A 24,710-nucleotide genomic window follows, 5' to 3' on the forward strand; every position below is an offset into this window, starting at 1 on the left:
GTCCGGATCAATTAATCAAGCGTGAAAGTTTGGAATCCTGAGCATCGAGGCCCGCGCTTAACTGCGCGATATCGCCACGGGAAATATCGACACCATGACGCGAATACGTTTCGCTCGCCAGCGGCTGCAGTCTATTTTCGGCATCCGGCTGCACATCGCCTTGCTGATGACCGCGCAGGAGTTCAAGGATTCGAACGGTGATCTTGCCGATGCTCGACGCTTCGCTCAGCTCCATGACCGGCAGACGCACACCAAATCGCTCCTCGACCGCCACCACCAGTTCGACACTCATCAACGAGTCCAGACCCAACTCTTGAAGCGGTCGGGTGGCGTCCAGTTTACTGGTAGGCAAACGAAGGATTTCGCTGATTTCCTGCTTGAGCATTTCACTGAACAGTTCGATCAGCTCAGGGTCATCCATTTCGGCCAACAGTCGCTGAATATCGTCGGCATCGCTTTCGTCGTCCTGCTCACCACTGTACAACCTCGCCAGTTCATTGAACTTGGGCGAGCCGGCTGCCGGCAGGAAACGCGACAGCGCCTTCCAGTCCAGTTCCAGCACGCCCAGCCCCGAACGACGCTGCAACAGCAAGCGTTCCAGGGTCTGCAGCGCCGCTTGCGATTGCAAGGCTGCACCGCCCATACGACTTTGCAGTGCGTCCTTGATGTCCTGATTGCGAGCCAGGAAACCCGCGTCATCGATGGCCCCCCAGAGCACGCTGGTGGCCGGCAACCCCAGCGCCAGGCGATGGCGCGCCAGTGCTTCGAGCCAATGGTTGGCGGCAACGTAGTTGGCCTGCCCCGGATTACCGAACAGGGTGGTTGCCGAGGAGAACAGCACGAAGAAGTCCAGTGGCAAATGGGCCGTTAACTCATGGAGGTACTGCGCGCCCTTGGCCTTGGGCTCGAGGACTCGTTGCAATTGTTCGCGGGTCAAATTGCGGATCAAACCGTCATCGAACACCGTTGCCGCATGCACCACGCCACGCAAGGGCTGACCGCTGGCGTCAATGCGCGCCATAACGGATGCCAGTTGCGCACGATCGGTGATGTCACAGGCCAGCGCCTGGACCTCGATACCCTGCTCGCGCCACAGCGCCAACAAGGGTTGCGCCTCCTCCGTCGCGGCTCCGCGACGACCTAGCAGGACCAGATGACGAGCGCCTTTTTCCACCAGCCATTGGGCGCTGCGCAGGCCAAAACCGCTGAGGCCACCGGTGACCAGGTAGCTGGCGTTAGCGGCCAATGTCAACTCCGGTGCTGGCGCGACCGACGTCGCGACGACGCCCTGGATCGGCGTGCGATACGTCACGACAATCTTGCCGATCTGACGTGCCTGCTGCATGTAGCGGAACGCCTCGACCACTTCATTGGCATCGAAGGCGCGGTACGGCAACGGGCTCAGAACGCCCTCGCGGAACAGCTCCATCATTTCGCCGAATAGGCGACGGGTCAGCTGCGGGCGCTCGCTCATCAGTTGGTCGGCGTCGATGCCGAAGTAGCTGATGTTATTGCGGAAAGGTCGCAGACCGATTTTGGTGTTCTGGTAGAAGTCGCGCTTGCCCAGTTCGAGGAACCGGCCAAACGGCTTAAGTACTCGCAGATTGCGATTGATCGCCTCCCCCGCCAGCGAGTTGAGTACCACATCCACGCCGCGGCCATCGGTGATGGCCAGGATGTCATCGGCATACGCCAACGAACGCGAGTCAAAGATATGCTTGACGCCCATCAGCCGCAGGAAATCGCGTTTTTCGTCGCTGCCCGCGGTGGCATAGATTTCGGCACCGCACCATTTGGCAATCTGGATCGCGGCAATACCCACGCCGCCCGCTGCGCCGTGAATGAGGATCTTCTCTCCCGGCTCAAGGCGCGCCAGGTGATGCACCGCGTAGTACACAGTGAAGAAGGTACTCGGGATGGTCGCCGCTGCCTCGAAAGACATACCGTCAGGAATGCGTGCCACCGCATTGGCGTTGGTGACCAGACGATTGGCGAAGCTTGACGGACCGAAGCCGACGACTCGGTCGCCCGGCTGGAAATCGCCTTCGACCCGCACCCCTTTGTCCCGCACCACGCCAGCAAACTCGAAGCCAAGCGTCGGTCCCGAGAAGCCATTTTCGATCGCTTCATCGGACAGCAGGCCCAACGCATACATGACGTCGCGGAAGTTCAGACCCGTGGCCTGAACCTCAATATCCAGTTCGTCGTCAGCCGGCAACCGTGGCGCCCGCGCTTCCCAGCGCAAATGGCGCAGCTGTCCCGGCAAATCGAATCCGAGCTTGACCTGGGCCGAAGCCTCCAGCGCAGCGTTACTCGACACCCCATCGGGCTGGATGCGCAGCCGCGCGACATAACGATCGCCCGCCGCACTGATCGCCAGTTCAGTTTCTTCATCAGCGTTGAGCAGTGCCTGAACCAGAGGCTCGACACCGGCCCCCAGCGCCAGATCGAGCAGGCGGACACGACAGCCGACAGCTTCGTTGCTCAGGGTCCGACCGAAGCCCCACAAGGCCGCGTCGGCGATGTCCACCACGGTCGCTTCCGGCCGGGCACCTTGCGGCAATAGATGAACCGCTGCGCCGGAGGTCAGCAACCAGCAATCGGCGGCGATGCCGGCCGACTCACAGGCCTGCGTAATGGCTGCGGCGAGCATGCACCGATCCGCCTGCGCATCCAGCCCTTGGGAGGCGAACAAACCCGCGAGCAGCACAATGTGCTGAGGCGCCGCTGCCTCCTCAATCAACTGTTGCGCCAGAACCACTGCCGAGCCCGGTGCGAGCAGTGCGGCGTCCTGACCTTGCACGCGCAAGACCGACGCCAGTGCCTGGGCAAATGAGCCTTCAGGCCCTAGCTCGTCAGCAACCAGCAACCAGCGTTGACGCGGATACTCGGGAGCAACCGCGAGGGTCTGCACCCCATCTTTGGCGGCCACCAACAGATAACTGCCGGATGCCGACTCCGGAATAAATTCCAGCGGCTCGGATACCGTCAGGCCATGGCGCCGCAATTCCTGCTGCCAGAAGCCTGGCGTCTGCTGCACCGATAGCGCCTGCTGCCCTTGGCGGGCCAGCCACCAGGAAGGTTCGGCGCCGAAAGTAAAGTCGGCCCAGCGTGCAGGATGTTGCGCGAGCAGCAGCACTTCGCCATTGGCACACAACCTTGCGGCCCCCTGTTGCAGACCTTGACTGAGGGCTTCCAGCGGCGCCAGATCAGTGGCGACGAGGACCAGATCGAAACCGTTCGCCGGCACCCGGGCGACTTTTTCCGCCTCTTCCAGGTTCAGCATCTGTAGATCCGGGAAGTCAGTCTGGAGCATCGATGCCGCTTCAATGTTCTGTGCCACGTACTGATAATCGACCCGATCAAAATCCAGCCCGACACACAGATCAGCCGCCAAAGGCGCACCCTCGAAGCCAAGCTCGAGAATACGCAAGCGCTGCCCGTCAGGCAGAGCACTCAAGCGTTGCGCAATGTGCTCTCGCAGACCGCCCAGCAATGCGTAGTGGCCGGACGCGCCGAGCACCAGGCGGGTCAATACGGCGGGCGTGGTTTCCCTCGGCAAAAGCTGCGCAAGACTCATCCGCCCACTGATCAACTCCAGCAGGTGCATGCCGATGCGGCCAACCGAATGAATGATCTGGAAGTGCTCGGGATAACTGCGGAACAGTTCCTGCCAGATGTCCTGTGCACGCGAGCGTTCGCCCTGGTCGGCCAACTGCCAGACGTCGTTGCCGACCGTGACCAGGCTGCCATCCTCTATGGCTTGATTCAGCAAATGGTCAAGGTAACTGCCAGATTCCCAAGTGGCGTACTGCTGCCGCGTCAGTTGACCGCCGAGTTTCTCGACCGCTTCGAGCAGGAAGCTGCCGCACAGGCCATCAAGCAACGGGTCGATTTCATTGGCATACCGGGCCAACCCGTCATCGTCCGCGAGAGTGCCAAGGTGCTGCTGCAGCTTCACCTGCAGCCCAGAACTGACCATTGGCAAGGCGCGCGCATTGGCAGGATAGGGTTTGGCAACCCCGACAAAGTCCGCCAGCTTGATGTCACCGCTGCGATCCTTGTGCAGTCGTACTCCACGAAAACGCGCGTCCTTGATGCAGATGACCGCATTGCCTTGGGCATCGAACAGCGTGAAATCCGCCAGCAACGAATGCTCCGAGCGTTTCACCAGGGTGACCTGGGCCAGGCAAGGCGCAAGACTGCCGGCAGCAAAACAGATTCGCCCCAGTTTCACCGGGATAAAGGCCAGGTCTTTGCGGCACCCGGCATCCTGGCTCAACAGTTGGGTGATCAATTGGAAAGCACCGTCCAGCAGCGCCGGGTGCAGATTCAGAGTGCTCAGTTCGGCCTCGATCAGCGCCGGGACCGTCAAGCGTGCCACTACCTGGTTGCCCTCGATCCAGCCGGCCTCGACCGCTTGATAAGCCGGACCATAATTAAGGCCGACGGCCCGGGTCAGCGCGAGGTGCCCGGACGAATTGAAATCCGGCGCACGCGTCGGCAGCGTCGGGGCGGCGCAGGCCAGCATGCCGCCGCGTGCTTCACCCGGAAGCCTGGCAACCACATGCTGCGCCCACGGCTCAGCCTGGGCGGTGGTGCGCGACACGATGGAAACCGTTCCGTCACTGCTATCGATAGTTACGCGGACTTTTTTGCTGAAATCCGGATGCAGCAAGAGTGGGCTGTGAATTTCCAGCTCTTCGATTTCAACAAACTCGCCGGGTTGATACTGCAATGCCGCTGCCAGTGCGAGTTCGGTGAAACCCGCCCCCGGGAACAGCACCGAGTCGCCCACCCGGTGGTCACCGAGCGTGGGGAACAGTTGCGTATCCAGACGGTTGTCCCAGGTGAACTCGTGCTCGGGCAGCGGGTAACCCAACAGCGGGTGGACGCGTTCGCGGCGCAGGCTGCCGCTTGACTCGGGCGAGTCGGCGAGCCAGTAACGTTCGCGCTGCCAAACGTAATTGGGCAGTAGCACGAAACGCCCGACCTCGGGAAACACGCATTGCAGATCGATGTCGACACCGGCAATCAGCACTTTGGCCAGCGTGCGATCGATCAACTGTGAAGTTTGTTCACCGCGCAGCACCGTCGGGATCACGACACCGTCCAGTTCCTGACGGGTCAGTGCGTCGGCCACATAGGCGCGCAAGATCGGATGGGGCCCGACCTCCACGAAGACGTTGTAGCCCTGCTCGACGAGGGCCTCACTGGCAGACTTGAACAGCACCGGATAACGAATGTTTTTCCACCAGTATTCGGCGTCCAGATATTCGCCAGCCAACAGGTCGCCGGTCACGGTCGAATACATTGGAATACGGGCAGGCCCCGGGACGATGCTGCTCAAGGCTTCGACCACCTGATCGGCAATCACATTCATCGCCGGCGAGTGGAACGCGTAATCGAGTCCCAGGCGACGAGCAAAAACCTGGCGCTCGGTCAGTGCATTTTCCAGGCGTTCCAATGCAACCGGCAGACCGGCGACAGTCGCCCCTTTGAAACTGTTGTCGCCGGCGACCACCAGCTCGTTGTCCAGGCCAAGCGCCTGCAACAGGCTCGCGGTCTCTGCACCTGACAAGCCGACCGCCGACATATTGCCGCAGCCCTTGGTCAAGCCTTGCAAGCGACTGCGATGGTAGATCACGGCGGTGGCGTCGCTCAGCGTCAGCGCCCCGCACGCCCAGGCGGCAGCGACTTCACCCACGCTGTGGCCAATGACGGCCACCGGCACGACGCCTTTTTCGGCGAGCATGCGGGTAACCCCCACCTGCAATGCAAACAGCGCCGGCTGTGCAAATTCAGTCAGCTGATAACGGTCTTCGCCCAACTCACCCGCCAGTTCAGCGATCAACGAATAACCGGCCAGCGGTTGGAAAATCGAGTCCAGCTCAGTAACTGCCTGATGGAACAGCGGGTCGGCCAGCAATGACTTGCCCATGCCCTGCCACTGCGACCCATTACCGGAGAAAACGAACACGGGTCCTTTGGCCTGATCCAGGGCACGACCACTTTCCAGCACTGTCGACAACGCCGGAACACCGGGTTCCGTGGCGAAATCCAGGAGTGCCTGAGCGCTGTCCTGAGCCTGCGCACCGAACACCACAACCCTTTGCGGGTGCAGTTCGCGGCGCACCAGTGACTGGTAGGCAACATCGTAAAGGCTTGCCGCGTTCGGCACGGACATGAATTGCGCGAGCTGTTCACACTGGGCCGCCAGGGCGGTGCTGTCCTTGGCAGAAACCATCAGCGGCACGGATTGTTGCGGTGGGCTCGGGGCTTGCGTTGCCTGCGGCGGACTTTCCAGAATCACGTGGGCGTTGGCCCCGCCGAAACCGAAGGAGTTAACTCCGACCACCAGTTTTCCACTGGATTTGAGGGCCAGCGTCTCGGTGACCACACTCAGGTTGAGATCCGCAAAAGGAATATTCGGATTGAGCTTCTTGATGCCAATGGTGGCCGGCACCTTGCGTTCGATCACACAGTGCAGCGCTTTCATCAGGCCGGCGACGCCGGAGGCAGCCTCAAGGTGGCCGATATTGCTTTTGATCGAGCCGATCAGAAGTGGCTGATCCGCCGGGCGTTGCTGACCCAGTGCCTCACCGATGGCCCGGCTCTCGATGGGGTCGCCGACTGGCGTACCGGTGCCGTGAGCCTCCAGGTAATCGATATCTGCCGCATCAATGCCCGCTGTGTCGTAGGCCTGTTTCATCAGGGCAATCTGCGCATCTGCACTGGGCAGGGTCAGCGTCGATTTGCGCCCGTCGGTATTGGCCGCACTGCCGGCAACGACCGCGAGGATCTGGTTGCCATCAGCGATCGCTTTGTCGTAATCCTTCAGATAAAACAGCCCGGCGCCCTCGGAACGGACATAGCCGTCCGCCGACTCATCGAACACATGGCATTGCCCGGTGCGCGATAGCATTGAAGCCTTGGAAAAGATCAGGAAGCCGAAAGGATGCAGGTGCAGGCTGACCCCACCTGTAATCGCCTGTTCGATATCGCCGTTCTGAATGGCCTGGCAAGCCTGGTGAAAAGCGATCAGGGAAGAAGAGCACGCCGTGTCGATGGCCATGCTCGGACCTTGCAGGTCATAGAAAAAAGACAACCGGTTGGCCGCGATGCTGTTGGTATTGCCGGTGGCGGTGGCGGCGTCGATCATCGACAGGTCATGGGCCAGACGGTAGCCGTAGTCGACACTGGCAATGCCCAGGTAAACACCGCAATTGCTACCACGCAGGCTCGACGGCTTGACGCCAGCGTTCTCAAACACTTCCCAGCCAAGCTCCAGCAACAAACGCTGCTGGGGGTCCATGACCGCCGCTTCACGAGGAGAGATATTGAAGAATCCGGCGTCGAAGGTCGAAATATCGCCTAGGGATCCGGAAGCAAAGGTGTAGGACGTTGCAGGGTTTGCTTTGTCCGGGTGCAGGAATTCGTCTCTAGACCAGCGAGAAGAATCCACCTGGGTGATAAAGCTCTGCCTATCTAGCAGGTGCGGCCAAAAAGTTGCAGAAGTAGAGCCTGGAAACCGGAGAGACGTCCCTATGATTGCAACTTTCTTACGCATTGCAGCTAATCCTTTAATCCCCAGCCCTTTTCCAAGCTGAACAACAATCAAATTCTATTAATGTAAATGTTGGGAATCCGGCTATACCTTGAGTGCTATGTTCTGACCCAACCGAAAACGTAGGAAATTTCCTACACAAAAGCGCGACGAATCATACGCATCCATCCCCCCAAGGGAAACCTGAAAGCTCAATTTCCGGACGGATCAACTTTCACCCACGTTGCGAAATTGCGACAAATGTCAGGTTCTGAAAAAAATACTCATCAAATTCGCGACGCGGCCGACAACGCTTGAAAGCCTTGCGGATTGAAATAGCCATGCGAAACAACCAACCCATTACCCAACGCGAGCGGACCTTCCCGGCTCAGCAACGGTTGATTTCCACCACCGATGCCAAGGGCGTGATCACCTATTGCAACGACGCGTTCGTCGAGATCAGCGGTTTTTCTCGTGAGGAGCTGATCCGTGCCCCGCACAACCTGGTCCGCCACCCCGACGTTCCTGCGGCGGTGTTCGCGCACATGTGGGGCATGCTGAAACAAGGCTTGCCATGGATGGGCATCGTCAAGAATCGCTGTAAGAACGGTGATCACTATTGGGTGAACGCCTACGTAACACCGGTTTTCGATGGCAACCAAGTGATTGGTTACGAGTCGGTGCGGATCAAACCCACCGCCGAACAGATCCAGCGTGCCGAAGCACTCTACCAACGCATCAACCAAGGCAAGTCGGCCATTCCATCGACTGATAAATGGCTACCGGTACTTCAAGATTGGCTGCCGTTCATTCTGGTTAGCCAAGTCAGCTTCATGATCGGTGCCTCGCTGTCGTCCCAATGGGGCTTTGCCCTGGCCGCCGGTCTGTCGGTGCCCTTGGGCCTGATAGGCTTGAGCTGGCAGCAACGCGGGCTCAAGCGCCTGCTGCGCCTGGCCGATCAGACCACGTCCGACCCGCTGATCGCGCAGATGTACACCGACAGCCGTGGCGCTCAAGCGCAACTGGAAATGTCGATCCTCAGCCAGGAAGCCCGTCTGAAAACCTGCCTGACCCGTCTGCAGGACACCGCCGAGCATTTGTCCTTGCAAGCGAAGCAGTCTGATACCCTGGCGCACAACAGCTCCAGCGGCCTGGAACGTCAGCGCGTCGAAACCGAACAGGTCGCCACCGCCGTCAACCAGATGGCCGCCACCACGCAGGAAGTCGCCAGCCACGTACAGCGCACCGCCGACGCCACCCAGGAAGCCAATCGCCTGACCGGTCGCGGCCGCGACATCGCCGGGGAAACCCGCGAAGCCATTCAGCGCCTGTCGGTAGTGGTGGGTGAAACCGGCCTGACCGTGACCCAACTGGCCAAGGACAGCGACGAAATCGGCGGCGTGGTCGATGTGATCAAAGGCATCGCCGACCAGACCAACCTGCTGGCCTTGAACGCTGCCATCGAAGCGGCCCGCGCCGGCGAGATGGGCCGTGGTTTTGCGGTGGTCGCGGACGAAGTTCGCCAACTGGCGCAGCGCACCAGCGAATCCACCGGGCAGATTCACGCCCTGATCGCCAAGCTGCAGCAAACGGCGAGTACGGCGGTGCAAACCATGGAAGCCGGGCATCGTCAGGCCGAAGAAGGCGTGGCGCGGGTACTGGAAGCGGACCAGGCATTGGTGGGGATCAGCGAAGCGGTGGCCAACATCACCGACATGACCACCCAGATCGCTGCGGCGACCGAAGAGCAAAGTGCGGTGGCCGAGGAGATCAGCCGCAATATCAGCAACATTTCGCACTTGGCGGATCAAACGTCAGAACAGGCTCAACACTCGGCGTTGTTGAGTGAAGAGCTGACCAAAACCGCGAATACCCAGTATTCGTTGGTGGAGCGGTTTAACCGCTGATTGTTGCTGGAACGAAAAAACCCGGACAGTGGAAGCTTCCGGGTTTTTTATTGCCGATCTAAAAGGTATGGCGCCTGCCAGGGCCTCTTCGCTGTGAACACAAATTTGTGGGCACCAGAGATCTAATGTAGGAGCGGGCTTGCCCGCGAAGAGGCCCGAACTGCCAGCGAAAATCTTACTGAAGAAACGAGGCAACCTTCTGCGCCGCAGCCGCCAAATGCTGCTCATGCGTAAACCCCGAAGCCTTCAGCGGTTTCAAATCATGATCCCCCGCCACCAGCCACATCATCTCGATGCTCGGCGATAACACATACCTCTCCACCGCCTCCCGATTACCCAGCGCATCCCGCTCGCCCTGCACAATCAACGTCCGCGTCTTCAACCCGGCCAAATGCTCAACCCGAGGCTTTTCCGGTTTGCCGACGGCATAAAACGGATACCCCAGACACACCAGCGCATCAGCGCCCAACTCATCCGCGAGCAAACTCGCCATCCGCCCGCCCATCGACTTGCCGCCGATGGCCAGGCGCCCAGTGACATGGCGTCGCACCAGGGCATACACCTCACGCCAGCACTCCAGCAGTTTCGGGGCTGGATTGGGTGGGCGTTTACCTCCATCAACACGCCGTTGCGCCATGTACGGAAACTCGAAGCGCACCACGTTGACGCCTTGATCGGCAAGGCGTGCAGCCATGTCGTTCATCCAGCCGCTGTCCATCGGCGCGCCGGCACCGTGGGCGAGGATCAGGGTCGCCGATGCTGGCGCGACAGCTGCCTTCCACAACCATCCGTGATCCCGCACGCACTGCGCCCATTGATCCCCGTCAATACTGGCCATGTGCTGTTTGTCCATGCTTGCCTCGCTTTTAGTCTGCCTATAACTCCAGGCGAAGGAAGCGTCTGCCTTGCGGCTTATTCGCAAAGACGGGCCTTCACTTCGGCTGAACCGTGGATGGGGAACCATGAACACTTCTATCAGTACCGCCTATAACTACAAGGTGGTCCGCCAATTCGCCATTATGACGGTGGTGTGGGGCATCGTCGGTATGGGGCTCGGGGTTTTTCTCGCGGCCCAATTGGTCTGGCCCGAACTCAACTTCAACTTGCCGTGGACCAGTTTCGGCCGGTTGCGCCCGTTGCACACCAACGCTGTGATCTTCGCGTTCGGCGGTTGCGCCCTGTTCGCCAGTTCGTTCTATTCGGTGCAACGCACCTGCCAGACGCAATTGTTTGCGCCAAAAATCGCCGCGTTCTGCTTCTGGGGCTGGCAGTTGGTGATCCTGTTGGCGGCCATCACCTTGCCCCTGGGTTACACCAGTTCCAAGGAATACGCCGAGCTGGAATGGCCGATAGACATTCTGATCACCATCGTCTGGGTCGCCTACGCCATCGTGTTCTTCGGCACACTGGTCAAGCGCAAGACCAAGCACATCTATGTCGGTAACTGGTTCTTCGGTGCGTTCATCATCACCGTGGCGATTCTGCACATCGTCAACAACATTGAGCTGCCGGTGAGTTTCACCAAGTCCTACTCGGTGTATGCCGGTGCAACCGATGCCATGGTGCAGTGGTGGTACGGCCACAACGCCGTGGGCTTTTTCCTCACTGCCGGTTTCCTCGGGATGATGTACTACTTCGTGCCGAAACAGGCCGAGCGGCCGGTATATTCCTATCGCCTGTCCATCGTGCACTTCTGGGCGCTGATCACCCTGTACATCTGGGCCGGCCCGCACCATTTGCACTACACCGCGCTGCCGGACTGGGCGCAGTCGCTGGGCATGGTGATGTCCTTGATCCTGCTGGCACCGAGCTGGGGCGGGATGATCAACGGGATGATGACGCTCTCGGGCGCCTGGCATAAGTTGCGCAGTGACCCGATCCTGCGCTTCCTCGTGGTGTCGCTGGCGTTCTACGGCATGTCGACCTTCGAAGGACCGATGATGGCGATCAAAACGGTCAACGCCCTCTCCCACTACACCGACTGGACCATCGGCCACGTTCATGCCGGCGCACTCGGCTGGGTGGCGATGATTTCCATCGGCGCGTTGTACCACATGATTCCTAAAGTCTTTGGACGCGAGCAGATGTACAGCGTCGGCCTGATCAACTCGCACTTCTGGCTCGCGACCATCGGCACTGTGCTGTACATCGCGTCCATGTGGGTCAACGGCATCGCCCAGGGCCTGATGTGGCGCGCGGTCAACGAAGACGGCACGCTGACCTACTCCTTCGTCGAAACCCTGGTGGCCAGTCACCCTGGCTTCATCGTGCGGCTGGTGGGCGGGGCGATCTTCCTCAGCGGCATGTTCCTGATGGCTTACAACACCTGGCGCACCGTACGGGCCTCGCAGCCTGCCGACGTCGCCGCTGCCGCGCAGATGGCTTGAGGAGTCCGCGATGAAACACGAAACAATCGAGAAAAACGTCGGCCTTTTGCTTTTGTTGATGGTGCTGGCCGTGAGCATCGGCGGTCTGACCCAGATCGTCCCGCTGTTCTTTCAGGACGTGACCAACAAACCGGTGGAGGGCATGAAGCCCTACACCGCGCTGCAACTGGAAGGTCGCGACATTTACATCCGCGAAGGTTGCGTCGGATGCCACTCGCAAATGATCCGCCCATTCCGTGCCGAGACCGAACGCTACGGCCACTATTCGGTCGCCGGGGAAAGCGTCTGGGATCACCCGTTCCTCTGGGGCTCGAAACGCACCGGGCCGGACTTGGCACGGGTCGGCGGTCGCTACTCGGAAGACTGGCATCGCGCACACTTGTACAACCCGCGCAACGTGGTGCCGGAATCGAAAATGCCCGCCTACCCATGGCTCGTGGCCAATCAACTCGACAGCAGCCACACCGAAACCAAGATCCGCGCCATGCGCACCCTCGGCGTGCCGTACACCGATGATGACATCGCTGGCGCAGTCGCCTCGCTCAAGGGCAAGACTGAAATGGACGCCTTGGTTGCTTACCTGCAAGTGCTCGGTACTGCCATCAAGAGCAAGAGGTGAAGCATGGTCATTGAATTGAGCACTGGAATGATCCGAGGCCTGGGCACGGTCGTGGTGTTTGTGGCCTTCGTCGGCCTGACGCTGTGGGTGTTCAACAGCAAGCGCACGCCGGAATTCGCCGAAGCGCGCCTGCTGCCGTTCGCCGATGAGCCACAACCCGACACCCCCCCAGAATCTGCAACAAGGAGTACACGGCCATGACCACCTTCTGGAGTACGTGGATCTGCGTACTGACCATCGGCAGCCTGATCGGCCTGACCTGGCTGCTGATCGCCACCCGCAAAGGTGAAACCAAGGGCAGCGTCGACCAGACCATGGGGCACAGCTTCGACGGCATCGAGGAGTACGACAACCCGTTACCGCGGTGGTGGTTCATGCTGTTTGCCGGCACGCTGGTGTTTGCCGTGGGTTATCTGATCCTTTATCCGGGCCTTGGCAACTGGAAAGGCCTCTTGCCGGGCTATGAAAACGGCTGGACCGGCGCACATGAATGGGAAAAGGAGATGGACAAGGCCGACGCCAAGTTCGGGCCGATCTTCGCCAAATTCGCCGCGATGCCGCTGGAAGAAGTGGCCAAGGACCCGCAAGCGCTGAAAATGGGCGGCCGCCTGTTTGCCTCCAACTGCTCGGTCTGCCATGGCTCGGATGCCAAGGGCGCCTTTGGCTTCCCGAACCTGACGGACAGCGATTGGCGCTGGGGTGGCGACGCCCAAATGATCAAAACCACGATCATGGGCGGTCGCATGGCAGCCATGCCGGCCTGGGGTGAAATCCTCGGAGAGGCCGGCGTGAAAAATGTCGCGGCGTACGTTCGCCATGACTTGGCCGGCCTGCCGTTGCCTGCCGACAGCGGTGCCGATCTGCAAGCCGGACAGCAAGTGTTCAACACCACATGCACAGCCTGTCATGGGGCAACGGGCAAAGGCACTGAAGCCATGGGCGCGCCGAATCTGACGCATCCGAACGGATTTATTTACGGTACAAGCCTGGCACAACTGCAGCAGACCATTCGTCATGGCCGTCAGGGCCATATGCCGGCGCAGAACGAAATGCTCGGCAATGACAAAGTGCAACTACTGGCGGCTTACGTGTACAGCCTGTCCCACGGTGCCGGTACCGAGCGCTTGCAGGCTGAAGGCAAAACCGAATAATTCTCGACCGCTCTGCTGCCGCATTCTCCCGGATGCGGCAGTTCCCTGCTTCTTTGCGACCCATTGTCGCACCCTCCTCTTGCTCTTTCTTTCGGTTCACCAGATTCGGGTCTAAGCTTGCTCGGTGCGGACTGACATGAGCCGGTTCCAGGTCGTTTTTAGCCGATGTGTTCGACGACTCTGTTCGATGACAAGCTGCAAAGGCTGGTAATTACCGGCTGTCGCGCCAATTGCCGTCGGTCACTTGATCGTTGCGTTTGAACACGTCCAGTTACAACTGACCGGACCCCCTCACCATTTTCATCCGCTGCGACATTTTGCCCTCGGGCGATTTTGTCCTTACGCGGCGCATGGAAAGGCCGCAGAATCAGCTTTAGAAAGCCTTGACCGGGGTCATGGCGCGTTGCAATGACCCCCTGCTTTCTCCATACTTGCGGCCGATTTTTACTCCTAATAAAACACCCAAACCGTGGAACCTTAGAATGAGCACAGCAATCAGTCCGACTGCTTATAACTATAAGGTAGTCCGCCAGTTCGCCATCATGACGGTGGTCTGGGGGATCCTTGGCATGGGGCTCGGTGTCTTCATCGCCTCACAGCTTGTATGGCCGGAGTTGAATTTCGGTCTGCCGTGGACGACTTTTGGACGCTTACGCCCGTTGCACACCAACCTGGTGATTTTCGCCTTCGGTGGTTGTGCACTGTTTGCCACTTCTTATTACGTCGTGCAGCGAACCTGCCAAACGCGACTGATTTCCGACAGCCTTGCGGCCTTCCACTTCTGGGGATGGCAAGCGGTGATCGTCGGTGCCGGCATTACTTTGCCGCTGGGCTACACCACCAGCAAGGAATACGCGGAGCTGGAATGGCCTCTGGCTATTTTGCTGGCCGTTGTCTGGATCGTTTACGCTCTGGTGTTCTTCGGCACTATCGTCAAGCGCAAGACCAAGCACATCTATGTCGGTAACTGGTTCTACGGCGCGTTCATCGTCGTGACTGCGATGCTGCACATCGTCAACCACATGTCGCTGCCGGTCAGCCTGTTCAAGTCCTATTCGGCTTACGCCGGTGCGACTGACGCAATGATCCAGTGGTGGTACGGCCACAACGCCGTAGGCTTCTTCCTGACCACCGGCTTCCTGGGAATGATGTACTACTTCGTTCCGAAGCAGGCCGAGCGTCCGATCTACTCCTATCGCCTGTCCATCGTGCACTTCTGGGCGCTGATCACCCTGTACATCTGGGCCGGTCCGCACCACCTGCACTACACCGCTCTGCCGGACTGGGCTCAGTCGCTGGGCATGGCAATGTCGATCATTCTTCTGGCACCAAGCTGGGGCGGCATGATCAACGGCATGATGACCCTCTCGGGCGCCTGGCATAAGCTGCGCACCGACCCGATCCTGCGCTTCCTGGTCGTGTCGCTGGCGTTCTACGGCATGTCGACCTTCGAAGGCCCGATGATGGCCATCAAGACCGTCAACTCGCTGTCTCACTACACCGACTGGACCATCGGCCACGTACACGCCGGTGCTTTGGGCTGGGTAGCGATGATCTCGATCGGCGCGATCTACCACATGATCCCGAAACTGTTCGGTCGCCCGCAGATGTACAGCGTCGGCCTGATCAACACGCACTTCTGGCTCGCGACCATCGGTACCGTCCTGTACATCGCTTCGATGTGGGTCAACGGCATCACCCAGGGTCTGATGTGGCGTGCAATCAACGATGACGGCACCCTCACCTACTCGTTCGTCGAAGCGCTGCAGGCCAGCCACCCTGGCTTCATCGTTCGCGCCATGGGCGGTGCGTTCTTTGCCAGCGGCATGCTGTTCATGGCCTACAACGTATGGCGTACCGTACGCGCCTCGAACCCGGCAGAAGCCAAAGCCGCCGAACAGATCGCTGTAGTTGGAGCTCACTGATGAAGCATGAAGCAGTCGAGAAGAATATTGGCCTGCTGGCCTTCTTCATGGTTATCGCCGTCAGCATCGGCGGCCTGACCCAGATCGTTCCGCTGTTTTTCCAGGACGTCACCAACAAGCCGGTCGAAGGCATGAAGCCGCGCCCCGCCCTTGAACTGGAAGGCCGCGATATTTACATCGCCAACGGCTGTGTCGGCTGCCACTCGCAGATGATCCGCCCGTTCCGTGCTGAAACCGAACGTTACGGCCACTACTCGGTCGCCGGTGAAAGCGTCTGGGATCACCCGTTCCTGTGGGGCTCCAAGCGTACCGGTCCGGACCTGGCCCGTGTCGGCGGTCGTTACTCCGATGACTGGCAGCGTGCGCACTTGTACAACCCGCGCAACGTTGTGCCTGAGTCGGTCATGCCGGCTTACCCGTTCCTCGTGGAAAACAAGCTCGACGGCAAAGACACCGCCAAGAAAATGGAAGTTTTGCGCGCGCTCGGCGTCCCTTACACCGACGAAGACATCGCCGGTGCCAAGGATGCTGTGAAGGGCAAAACCGAAATGGACGCGCTGGTGGCCTATCTGCAAGGCCTGGGCACCATCATCAAAAGCAAACGGTGATTTAGATGGATATCGGGATGATTCGTGGCCTGGGCACCGTTGTTGTGATGGTGGCCTTCATTGGTCTGGCGTTGTGGGTGTTCAGCCCCAAGCGCAAGTCGGAGTTTGAAGACGCGACCTTGCTGCCTTTCGCGGATGATCCCGAGGCCATCAAGCACGTCGAGCAAGCTTCTAGGAGTAACAAAGAATGACTACATTCTGGAGTCTGTACGTCACAGTCCTCACTCTCGGCACCATTTTCGCCCTGACCTGGCTGCTGCTGAACACCCGCAAAGGTCAGCGCGCCGAGCAGACGGAAGATACGGTTGGACACTCCTTCGACGGGATCGAGGAGTACGACAACCCACTGCCAAAATGGTGGTTCATGCTGTTCGTGGGCACCATCATCTTCGCATTGGGCTATCTGGTGTTATACCCGGGCCTGGGCAACTGGAAAGGCCTGCTGCCGGGTTACAACTACCTCGATACCGAGAAGCAGACCGCGTTCGCCAACGGCCAGACTGGCTGGACCGGCGTTCACGAGTGGGAAAAGGAAATGGCCAAGTCGGACGCCAAGTTCGGCCCGATCTTCGCCAAGTTCGCCGCCATGCCGATCGAAGAAGTTGCCAAAGACCCGCAGGCCTTGAAGATGGGTGGCCGTCTGTTCGCCTCCAACTGCTCGGTCTGCCACGGTTCCGACGCCAAGGGCGCTTACGGCTTCCCTAACCTGACTGATGCTGACTGGCGTTGGGGCGGCGAAGCACAAACCATCAAGACCACCATCATGGGTGGCCGTCACGCGGTCATGCCAGCGTGGGCTGACGTGATTGGCGAGCAAGGCGTTGCAGACGTTGCCGCGTTTGTACTGACCAACCTCGATGGCCGCAAGTTGCCGGAAGGCACCAAGGCGGACCCGGTTGCCGGCCAGAAGCTGTTCGCCGCCAACTGCGTGGCCTGCCACGGTCCGGAAGGCAAAGGTACGCCAGCGATGGGCGCACCTAACCTGACCCATCCGGCCGCGTTCATCTACGGTTCGAGCTTCGCTCAATTGCAGCAGACCATCCGCTACGGCCGTCAGGGCCAGATGCCTGCGCAAGAACAGCTGCAAGGGAACGACAAGGTTCACCTGCTGGCCGCTTACGTCTACAGCCTGTCTCATGGTGAGAAAGCACCGGCGACAGACGCCCAGTAAGGCACACGCCTGTCGCAACATAAAACGGCCCCGTCATTTGACGGGGCCGTTTTCGTTCTGGGGCGCGATCAGATCGGGCGAAGTAACTAAGTCGCTTTAATCAAAACATTAAAATGAGCGCTAACTTATAGATCCGTATTTTTTTTGACTGCACAGTCACAAAGCTATTACTTGATCTAATTTGGAAGAACAGATGTCTGGCAACGTAGTTACGTTAAATACTGCTGTAATGCTCTCACGCACCCTCGACACCTCTACCCCCGCGCCGTCCTCTCATCATTCGTCGCTGGCTAATTACCCGGTACTCCAGCAACAAGTCGAAAACCTGAAATACTTATCTCCTTGGGATCACAACACCACCGCTTTGGTCAAATTGGTAGCTCAGGAACTGCATGCCAGCCAAGAGGAGTTGTCTGTCCACCTGGATAACGACCGCTTCCTGGCCGGTCTGGAAAAGTTCGTTTGGCGCAGCAACGCCCGACACGCGCCGGAGTATTTGCGGGTGTTTTTTCACAAGGTCGCCGCCGAAGTGGAGCGTGATCCGGAGCATTTTCATGACCTGTTATTCGGTGAACAGGGCGACGCCGAAACATCGTTACTGGGGTCGGGAATAGCGCTCTCCGCAGATGCGCCCCCCACCGAACAAAAAACCAACAGAACAAAGAGAAGCATTCAAGACAGCGCTAGATCCATCCCGCAACGCATTGAAAGCCTTCGCCAAGAAACAAACCCTAATAATTCGATAATAAATGCTGTTTTTACGAGTATTGATGAGTCAACCGCTGTTAGAAATGCAAGGGGAAGGCCTCAGGCAGAAAGAGATGTCATACGCCTCCTCCAATCTATTGAACAGGTATCTGCATTCATTGAAGGGCTAAACTTCGCCTCTCGCCAGCTCTACCGTCCGCTGCTGGATGGGTTGTGGCAAATGGCAGACAGTTTGCCCGATGCTTTCGGCCAATCCCGGGTGAGCCAATACAAGCAGACCTTGTTGATTACAAGCACGCCGCCATCTCCGCTGGAGCCCGAGGCAACTGAGCCAGCGAGTAGCGCAGAGCTCTCTTCGGCGCAAACTCTGCAACAGCTCGAAGCCCTGTACAACCCCATTCTTGATCCTTCGGCGTTTATTGATGATTACATCAAGACCGGAATACAACGCTTTGAACAACAAACCGGCACGACCACTTATTTGTCGCCAAACAGCCATGTAGATGTAACTTACCATCCTGGTCCCTACGACCCCACGATGGTGCCCCCTGACCTACGAGCACCGAGCAGTACGACGGTAAGCGTCCCGCTGCGCGACGTGGTGACGGGACACTATTTGTATGATTTCAAGCAAGCGAGGGATTCACTGGGCCATCGTTACTCATATCCCCGAACCACTTTCGAGCCGAGTGGGCTAATCAATGCACTGACTCAGGAAAATCTGCAAACCGCGATGAACAGCGCGTTGTCGACATACCGCGACAACGTGTCCAACCAGACCGGATTGAAAGCGCTCTATCAGAACATGATAAAACTGCGCGGCCTGGCGTATCTGGATAGTCCAAATAAAGACCCTGCCTATGTGCAAGCAGTGGAGGATTTCCTAAAAGGAAATATCCAGGCCAAGGAAGTATCCTTCGGGGGGACCAAACTGAACGGCGTATTTTTGATCCCCTCCGGCGAGGCCGGTGGAGTGCTCTTCAGCGTGGATGAATCGACCTTTTTCCATGTAGGCAACCAGTCGCTTACCTATACAAGGACTATGGCCAGGCAGGAAACCGCAACAGTATCCGTTTTTCCCCGCACCACTGAATTCAAGCAATGGTTTCTCAGCAAAATGCCCAGCCATATTGCCCAGACCTATAAGAACGATCCGGTTTCAATATTTGATAGCGTCATCTATGCAAATTCACAGCCGAATTTTCCAATCACCAGGCGCCTGGAGCGACCGGTCACATTCACCGCAACCCAAGACCAAGGCGATCTGGCCAATAAATTGTTTGATGGCCTGATGAACCGCCTGGATTCGGACATCGATTACCTGGTTTTCAGTTCCTGGGAGCAAGCCACTGAACATTTGCTTGAGGTGGCCAAGACCATTCTGATGGTTGGCGTCATTGCGTTGAATACCGCCCTACCCGGAACGGGTACTTTGTTGAGTCGTGGCGGACTGTTCATGGCCAGCCTCGCCGTAGATGGTGCTTACGTAGCGGCCAGCGCGACCCAGGCGCATATGGCCGATAGGCCGGAAGATGCCGCGTCTTTTCGCAACGACGCTATCTTTGCCGGCGTATTGAGCGGACTTGGTGCTATTGCAGGCGCAGCCCCCTTGACCCGGCGCGGAGTTACTGAAGCCCTTGCCCTCTATCGGCAGACCAAGTCAGCGGCACACACGCTCATCCCAGCGGCATTACGCAGAGTGACCTGGCAAAAACTGTCCGATAGCATCAAAGTCAATCTGCTGGTCGACACCATGAAGGACAGCCTGCCCGCGCGCGACCTGGCACGCCTGACCAATTCTGAGGTCGTTGCACAGTCGATACGCCAGAATCTGGTATTGGATTCTCTGGGGAGCGCAAAAACCCGCTTCGCCTGGGGTGACCTTGCACTCGAACAAGCTCAGGTTCAGCGACGGCTACAGTCAGACCTGGCACGTTTGAGCGAGGTCAATACTCACATCCGTGGACTTCTGGATTCGCCCCCCACATTACCGCGGCAAACTTTGCCTGGGGAACCCATGCAAGCTGCCGCGGACTGGATTACAAGCAATAGCCGCTCCGCCGCCGACGCAGCGTCGATCAGCGAATTACAAGGGCGTATCAGGAGTGCACTTTCACAGAATCGCCAAGCTGATCTATTGGATATCAATACAATCGATCGCCTGCACACTGCGGTATACCAGCCAGCAGCAGGGCAAGTAGAGCGGGTTTTCCGCTCAAGCAGCGACCCCATGTTCATGGGGTCGGATATCGCCCGAGTCGGTTTTGAGAACGCCCTGAGCGAGATCAGGATCAAGGTTCAGGCCGGTCAAGTGGACGCGGGTGAAGCACTCTTTGCCGCCATCGTCCGTTACCACCCCTACGGCGATGGCAATGGTCGAACCGCACGGGCCTTATACGCATTGGCGCAATTGAACAAACAAGAGTCTTCCTTCAAGGCCTTGACCCCACTGGCTGAAGACATTCTCAATCCACCGATGCGCCGCATCACCTAATTCGCCGACAATCAAGGCACGGCGCGTGATTCAACACGCGCCGTCCACTGTTGTATTACTAAAAATGAGCCATTGGTCATCGCGATGATTGGTTTCTACAAGCGATCCAAGAAAATAGTTCATACCTTGCTCGAAATGAACTCATATCGATCAAGAGGCAAGTATGCCAATCCAGCTCACGCCATCGCAGCGCGTAGCCACTGCACGCACGGCCGAGGTAGCTGGCGCCAGCCAGCCAGATAGCCGCGTTGCCGCTGCTGTCAAACATTGCGGCAACGTTTCGACGCAACTGTCACCTCTTCTGAATACAGACGAAGGCCGCAGTCCGTTCCAGCGAGTGGGGGCTTTCCGGGGTGAGCGACCAAACGTGGCGCAGGCCTTGGCGCAGGCGCAGGCCAAGGTCGATTGCTTGCGTGACAATGAAATGCTTTTGCTATCCACGCTTGCAAAGCCCTCTATGACGTCCCCACGTTCCATTCAGACCTTATTCGCGCTTCAACAAACCCGTGTGGATGCCGCGGCACTCGCACTCGGGCAACTGGGCAAAGACACGACGGCACTAAAACAAATGTCTGACCAACTGCGAGCCTCGTGCTTCAAAGACGACAGAGCGGCAACCAAGGCTGAGCTGAAGGCCGCTGAGCGACTGGACAAGGACATGATCCAATTTGTCGCAAACCAATTGCAGCGGCCGGGGATAAGCTCCAAAGCGGTGATGCGGGAGGCTGAAACGGCATTTCTCAGCGCCCGGCAGGCGTTGCTTAACGGTAACCTGTGGAACAAGGTGGAAACCAGTTTCAAACATGACAATCAGCGTTACGCCTGCACGATGACACCTGCTGCGCAGATGAAGCTGGAGGACAATGATATTTTTCCAGTTTCCTACCGCGGCCACGGCGTCGGTTCGTCATCCACCCGCGAGATCGCGCACGCCACCAATTTGTGGACATCGGAAATCCGGGCGCTGGGGCATGATGGTCGGGAACAGTTACTGTTCAAGGGGGTCCGTCACGGCACGCTATCGCCTTATGGGTTGGAGAAGGGAAGCGAGCAACGGCACGCAGGCGCACAAAACCGGGCGCGCGAGGTAGTAACAGCAGCGCTATTTGCGCGCCCTGAATTACTGCGGTTAGCCCTGGCGGGGGAAGTGGTCCCGCTCCATCTCGTGTCAACGTCGCTGTTGACGGGCGGGCTTGGGGGGGAAGGCGACATGCTGAAGGATCAAATAGGGGCATGGCAGGCGCTTTGTCAGACGCAGCCGCTGGTCTTGTCCCTGATGGGTGGTGACGGCAAGCAACACACTGTCCGCGTCAACCTGGAGGTCGCTGCATTTAATTTCGGGGTCAACGAATTTGCGCTGAAATTCCATTTTGGCCACACCCAGGCTGATCGTTACAACGCCACCGCATTGCGCCAACTACTGGGGGAGGATCTCCGGCCATCCGCTGCTCCGGGGGGCTGGGTGGGAGAGTATCTGAATCGACACCCGATACCCGCAAATGCCAATCGGGTGGAATTGCTGAGCGGCCAACTGAAGGAAATCCTGGCGACCAAGGCGCATAAACACGACGGCAAAGAACCTTACAAAGCAGCGCAGCGCGCAGCGATGCTGGCGTTCGAAATTGGCGCAGTGCCTTGCTGGAACTGCAAGAGCGGCAAGGACAGAACCGGTATGCTGGATGTCGAGTTGAAGCGCGAAGCGGTGGCTTTGCATCAAAACTGGGAGCCGATTGCTCCCGGCAGTCAGCTGACAAAGGGCCACCAGCGACTGCTGCAACAAACACTGCTTCACGGCGGCAACAGTGAGGTGCAGGCATACAATACCGGCGCTCCGGGAAATAAAGTGATGAAAGACGTGCCAGGCTTTGGTCTGTCATACCGATCACGCGTGGGCGATGATGAGGTATGGGACAAGGCCCAGGGCTTGTCCCGCCTGGTCTGAATTCCGGGGGGCTGAATCCTGTGCGTAGCAGTATTCAATTGATCGGCCCAAAGGCTGATCATCCTGCGCCCCCGGCAAAACCGTCCATAATTCACAAGTCAATTGATACAAATCACTACACCTTCAGTTGATTTCCACCAACGTGACCAAAGGTCGCACCCTTGTGCTAGAGCTTCAGGCGTATCATTGCGCCACTGCAACACCCCTTTTTGACCGCGGTTGGCATGTACTGACCGGGGCATTTTTCCACTGCCGTGGGATGCAACGATGAGCAACCAGATTCCGGTACACGACATCACTCCGCCCAACAAAGACGCGAACAAAAGCGTCGACCTCTACGCCTCTCGGGAAAAGATCTACACCCGCGCTTTCACTGGCCTGTTCCGCAATCTGCGGATGATGGGCGGCGCCTTTTTGTTTCTGTTGTATTTCGGCACGGTATGGCTGAACTGGGGTGGTCATCAAGCCGTCTGGTGGAACCTGCCGGAGCGTAAATTCTTTATTTTTGGTGCAACGTTCTGGCCTCAGGACTTCATCCTGCTGTCGGGGCTTTTGATTATCAGTGCCTTCGGACTGTTCTTCATCACCGTCTACGCCGGTCGCGTCTGGTGCGGTTATACCTGCCCGCAGAGCGTCTGGACGTGGATTTTCATGTGGTGCGAAAAAGTCACCGAAGGCGACCGTAACCAGCGTATCAAGCTCGACAAAACGCCGATGAGCGCCAACAAATTCTTGCGCAAATTCAGCAAGCATTCGATGTGGCTGCTGATCGGCTTCGTCACTGGCCTGACCTTCGTCGGTTACTTCTCGCCGATCCGCGAACTGGTGTTCGACTTTTTTACGGGCGAAGCGGATGGCTGGTCGTATTTCTGGGTGGGTTTCTTCACCCTCGCCACCTACGGCAACGCCGGCTGGCTACGCGAGCAGGTGTGCATTTACATGTGCCCGTACGCTCGCTTCCAGAGCGTGATGTTCGACAAGGACACATTGATCGTCTCCTACGATCCACGTCGTGGCGAATCCCGTGGCCCGCGCAAGAAAGGCATCGACTACAAAGCCCAAGGCCTGGGCGATTGCATTGATTGCACCATGTGCGTCCAGGTCTGCCCGACCGGCATCGACATCCGCGATGGCCTGCAAATCGAGTGCATCGGCTGTGCCGCCTGTATCGACGCCTGCGATGCCATCATGGACAAGATGGACTACCCGCGCGGCCTGATCAGCTACACCACCGAGCACAACCTGTCCGGGCAAAAAACCCATAAACTGCGCCCGCGCCTGATCGGCTATGCCGTGGTGCTGCTGGCGATGATTTCGTTGTTGATTACCGCGTTCTTCATGCGTTCGCTGGTCGGTTTCGACGTCAGTAAAGACCGCGTGCTGTACCGCGAGAATGCCGAAGGCCGAATCGAAAACGTGTACAGCCTGAAAGTCATGAACAAGGACCAGCGCGACCACACTTACGTGCTGGAGGCCACCGGTTTGCCGGACCTCAAGCTGCAAGGCAAGCGCGAGATCAAAGTTGCCGCCGGTGAAATTTTCAGCCAACCGGTGGAGCTGTCCAGCGCACCGGAAAAATTGCCATCGAGCACCAACGAGGTGAAATTCATCCTCAAGGATGCCGATGACAATAGCGTTCACGTTGAAGCCAAGAGCCGATTCATCGGCCCACAAAATCGTTGAGAGAAGTCATCATGCCCGCAGCAACTGCCGCAAGCCCCTGGTACAAGCACCTTTGGCCGTGGATCATCATCGGGATTCTGGCCTGTTCGGTGACCCTGACCTTGTCCATGGTGACCATCGCGGTGAACCACCCGGACAACCTGGTGAACGACAACTACTACGAGGCTGGCAAAGGCATTAACCGTTCACTCGACCGTGAATTGCTGGCCCAGACCCTGCAACTGCGCGCCAGTGTTCATCTGGATGGCGTAACCGGCGAAGTCGACCTGCACCTGAGCGGCAACAGCCAACCGAAAACCCTCGAGCTGAACCTGATTTCGCCGACGCAGCCGGAGAAGGATCGCAAAATCACCCTCATACACAGCGACACAGAACAGGGCCGCTACATTGGTCAACTGAGCGACAAGGTCGAAGGCCGGCGCTTTGTCGAACTGCTGGGGGTCGAGGGTGACAAGACCTGGCGCCTGTTCGAAGAAGAACCGGTCAGCCATGACAAAGACCTGCTGCTGGGCGATGAGCCGCTGCAAGGTGCCGAAGACCTGAAAAAGTAAAACCCAGCGCTTCGCGCA

15 protein-coding genes are annotated in these 24,710 nt (G+C 58.5%); 13 read left to right on the top strand and 2 right to left on the bottom strand.

The window, feature by feature from the left end; all coding sequences use genetic code 11:
• Positions 1 to 7: 7 nt before the first annotated feature.
• Complete coding sequence (locus AC3ISI_RS19665; RefSeq protein WP_489333412.1) at positions 8 to 7,570, bottom strand: SDR family NAD(P)-dependent oxidoreductase; 7,563 nt, start codon at positions 7,568 to 7,570, stop codon at positions 8 to 10.
• Positions 7,571 to 7,887: 317 nt separating this feature from the next.
• On the opposite strand from AC3ISI_RS19665, the gene AC3ISI_RS19670 reads away from it, so the two are divergent.
• A complete protein-coding gene (locus tag AC3ISI_RS19670) occupies positions 7,888 to 9,453 on the top strand; it encodes a methyl-accepting chemotaxis protein (RefSeq protein WP_489333413.1) in 1,566 nt (521 codons plus the stop codon).
• A 175-nt stretch (positions 9,454 to 9,628) separates the two neighbouring features.
• On the opposite strand, the gene AC3ISI_RS19675 is transcribed toward AC3ISI_RS19670, so the two are convergent.
• Complete coding sequence (locus tag AC3ISI_RS19675) at positions 9,629 to 10,306, bottom strand: alpha/beta family hydrolase (protein WP_489333414.1); 678 nt, start codon at positions 10,304 to 10,306, stop codon at positions 9,629 to 9,631.
• A gap of 109 nt (positions 10,307 to 10,415) precedes the next feature.
• On the opposite strand from AC3ISI_RS19675, the gene ccoN (AC3ISI_RS19680) reads away from it, so the two are divergent.
• The 12 genes from ccoN (AC3ISI_RS19680) (at position 10,416) to AC3ISI_RS19735 (ending at position 24,692) form a co-directional block, all read left to right on the top strand.
• Positions 10,416 to 11,840, top strand: a complete 1,425-nt coding sequence (gene ccoN, locus AC3ISI_RS19680) for a cytochrome-c oxidase, cbb3-type subunit I (RefSeq protein WP_489333415.1) — start codon at positions 10,416 to 10,418, stop codon at positions 11,838 to 11,840.
• 10 nt (positions 11,841 to 11,850) lie between these two features.
• Entirely contained in the window at positions 11,851 to 12,459 is a 609-nt protein-coding gene (ccoO, locus tag AC3ISI_RS19685; protein WP_428270231.1) for a cytochrome-c oxidase, cbb3-type subunit II, read from the top strand.
• 3 nt (positions 12,460 to 12,462) lie between these two features.
• Entirely contained in the window at positions 12,463 to 12,660 is a 198-nt protein-coding gene (locus AC3ISI_RS19690; RefSeq protein ID WP_489333416.1) for a cbb3-type cytochrome oxidase subunit 3, read from the top strand.
• Positions 12,657 to 13,610, top strand: coding sequence for a cytochrome-c oxidase, cbb3-type subunit III (gene ccoP, locus AC3ISI_RS19695; protein ID WP_489333417.1), 954 nt, complete (start codon positions 12,657 to 12,659; stop codon positions 13,608 to 13,610). Before AC3ISI_RS19690 ends, ccoP (AC3ISI_RS19695) begins: the two co-directional genes overlap by 4 nt.
• Before the next feature lie 482 nt (positions 13,611 to 14,092).
• Positions 14,093 to 15,535 carry a cytochrome-c oxidase, cbb3-type subunit I gene (ccoN, locus tag AC3ISI_RS19700; protein WP_489333418.1) on the top strand — a complete coding sequence of 481 codons (1,443 nt, stop codon included), beginning with the start codon at positions 14,093 to 14,095 and terminating at the stop codon, positions 15,533 to 15,535.
• Complete coding sequence (ccoO, locus tag AC3ISI_RS19705) at positions 15,535 to 16,143, top strand: cytochrome-c oxidase, cbb3-type subunit II (protein ID WP_223511739.1); 609 nt, start codon at positions 15,535 to 15,537, stop codon at positions 16,141 to 16,143. Before ccoN (AC3ISI_RS19700) ends, ccoO (AC3ISI_RS19705) begins: the two co-directional genes overlap by 1 nt.
• A 5-nt stretch (positions 16,144 to 16,148) precedes the next feature.
• Positions 16,149 to 16,334, top strand: coding sequence for a CcoQ/FixQ family Cbb3-type cytochrome c oxidase assembly chaperone (locus AC3ISI_RS19710; RefSeq protein WP_003175465.1), 186 nt, complete (start codon positions 16,149 to 16,151; stop codon positions 16,332 to 16,334).
• The gene (gene ccoP, locus AC3ISI_RS19715) at positions 16,331 to 17,314 is read left to right on the top strand and encodes a cytochrome-c oxidase, cbb3-type subunit III (RefSeq protein ID WP_489333419.1); all 984 of its coding nucleotides are present in this window, start codon (positions 16,331 to 16,333) and stop codon (positions 17,312 to 17,314) included. Before AC3ISI_RS19710 ends, ccoP (AC3ISI_RS19715) begins: the two co-directional genes overlap by 4 nt.
• A 193-nt stretch (positions 17,315 to 17,507) precedes the next feature.
• Entirely contained in the window at positions 17,508 to 20,516 is a 3,009-nt protein-coding gene (locus tag AC3ISI_RS19720; RefSeq protein WP_489333420.1) for a hypothetical protein, read from the top strand.
• 163 nt (positions 20,517 to 20,679) lie between these two features.
• Positions 20,680 to 22,458, top strand: a complete 1,779-nt coding sequence (locus AC3ISI_RS19725) for an inositol phosphate phosphatase SopB (protein WP_489333421.1) — start codon at positions 20,680 to 20,682, stop codon at positions 22,456 to 22,458.
• 267 nt (positions 22,459 to 22,725) lie between these two features.
• On the top strand, positions 22,726 to 24,141 hold the full coding sequence (ccoG, locus tag AC3ISI_RS19730) for a cytochrome c oxidase accessory protein CcoG (protein ID WP_489333422.1): 1,416 nt from the start codon (positions 22,726 to 22,728) through the stop codon (positions 24,139 to 24,141).
• Positions 24,142 to 24,152: 11 nt separating this feature from the next.
• Positions 24,153 to 24,692: a FixH family protein gene (locus tag AC3ISI_RS19735; protein ID WP_489333423.1), complete on the top strand. Its 540-nt coding sequence runs from the start codon at positions 24,153 to 24,155 to the stop codon at positions 24,690 to 24,692.
• Positions 24,693 to 24,710 lie beyond the last annotated feature (18 nt).

It is taken from the genome of Pseudomonas sp. GL_139_B (assembly GCF_057834475.1).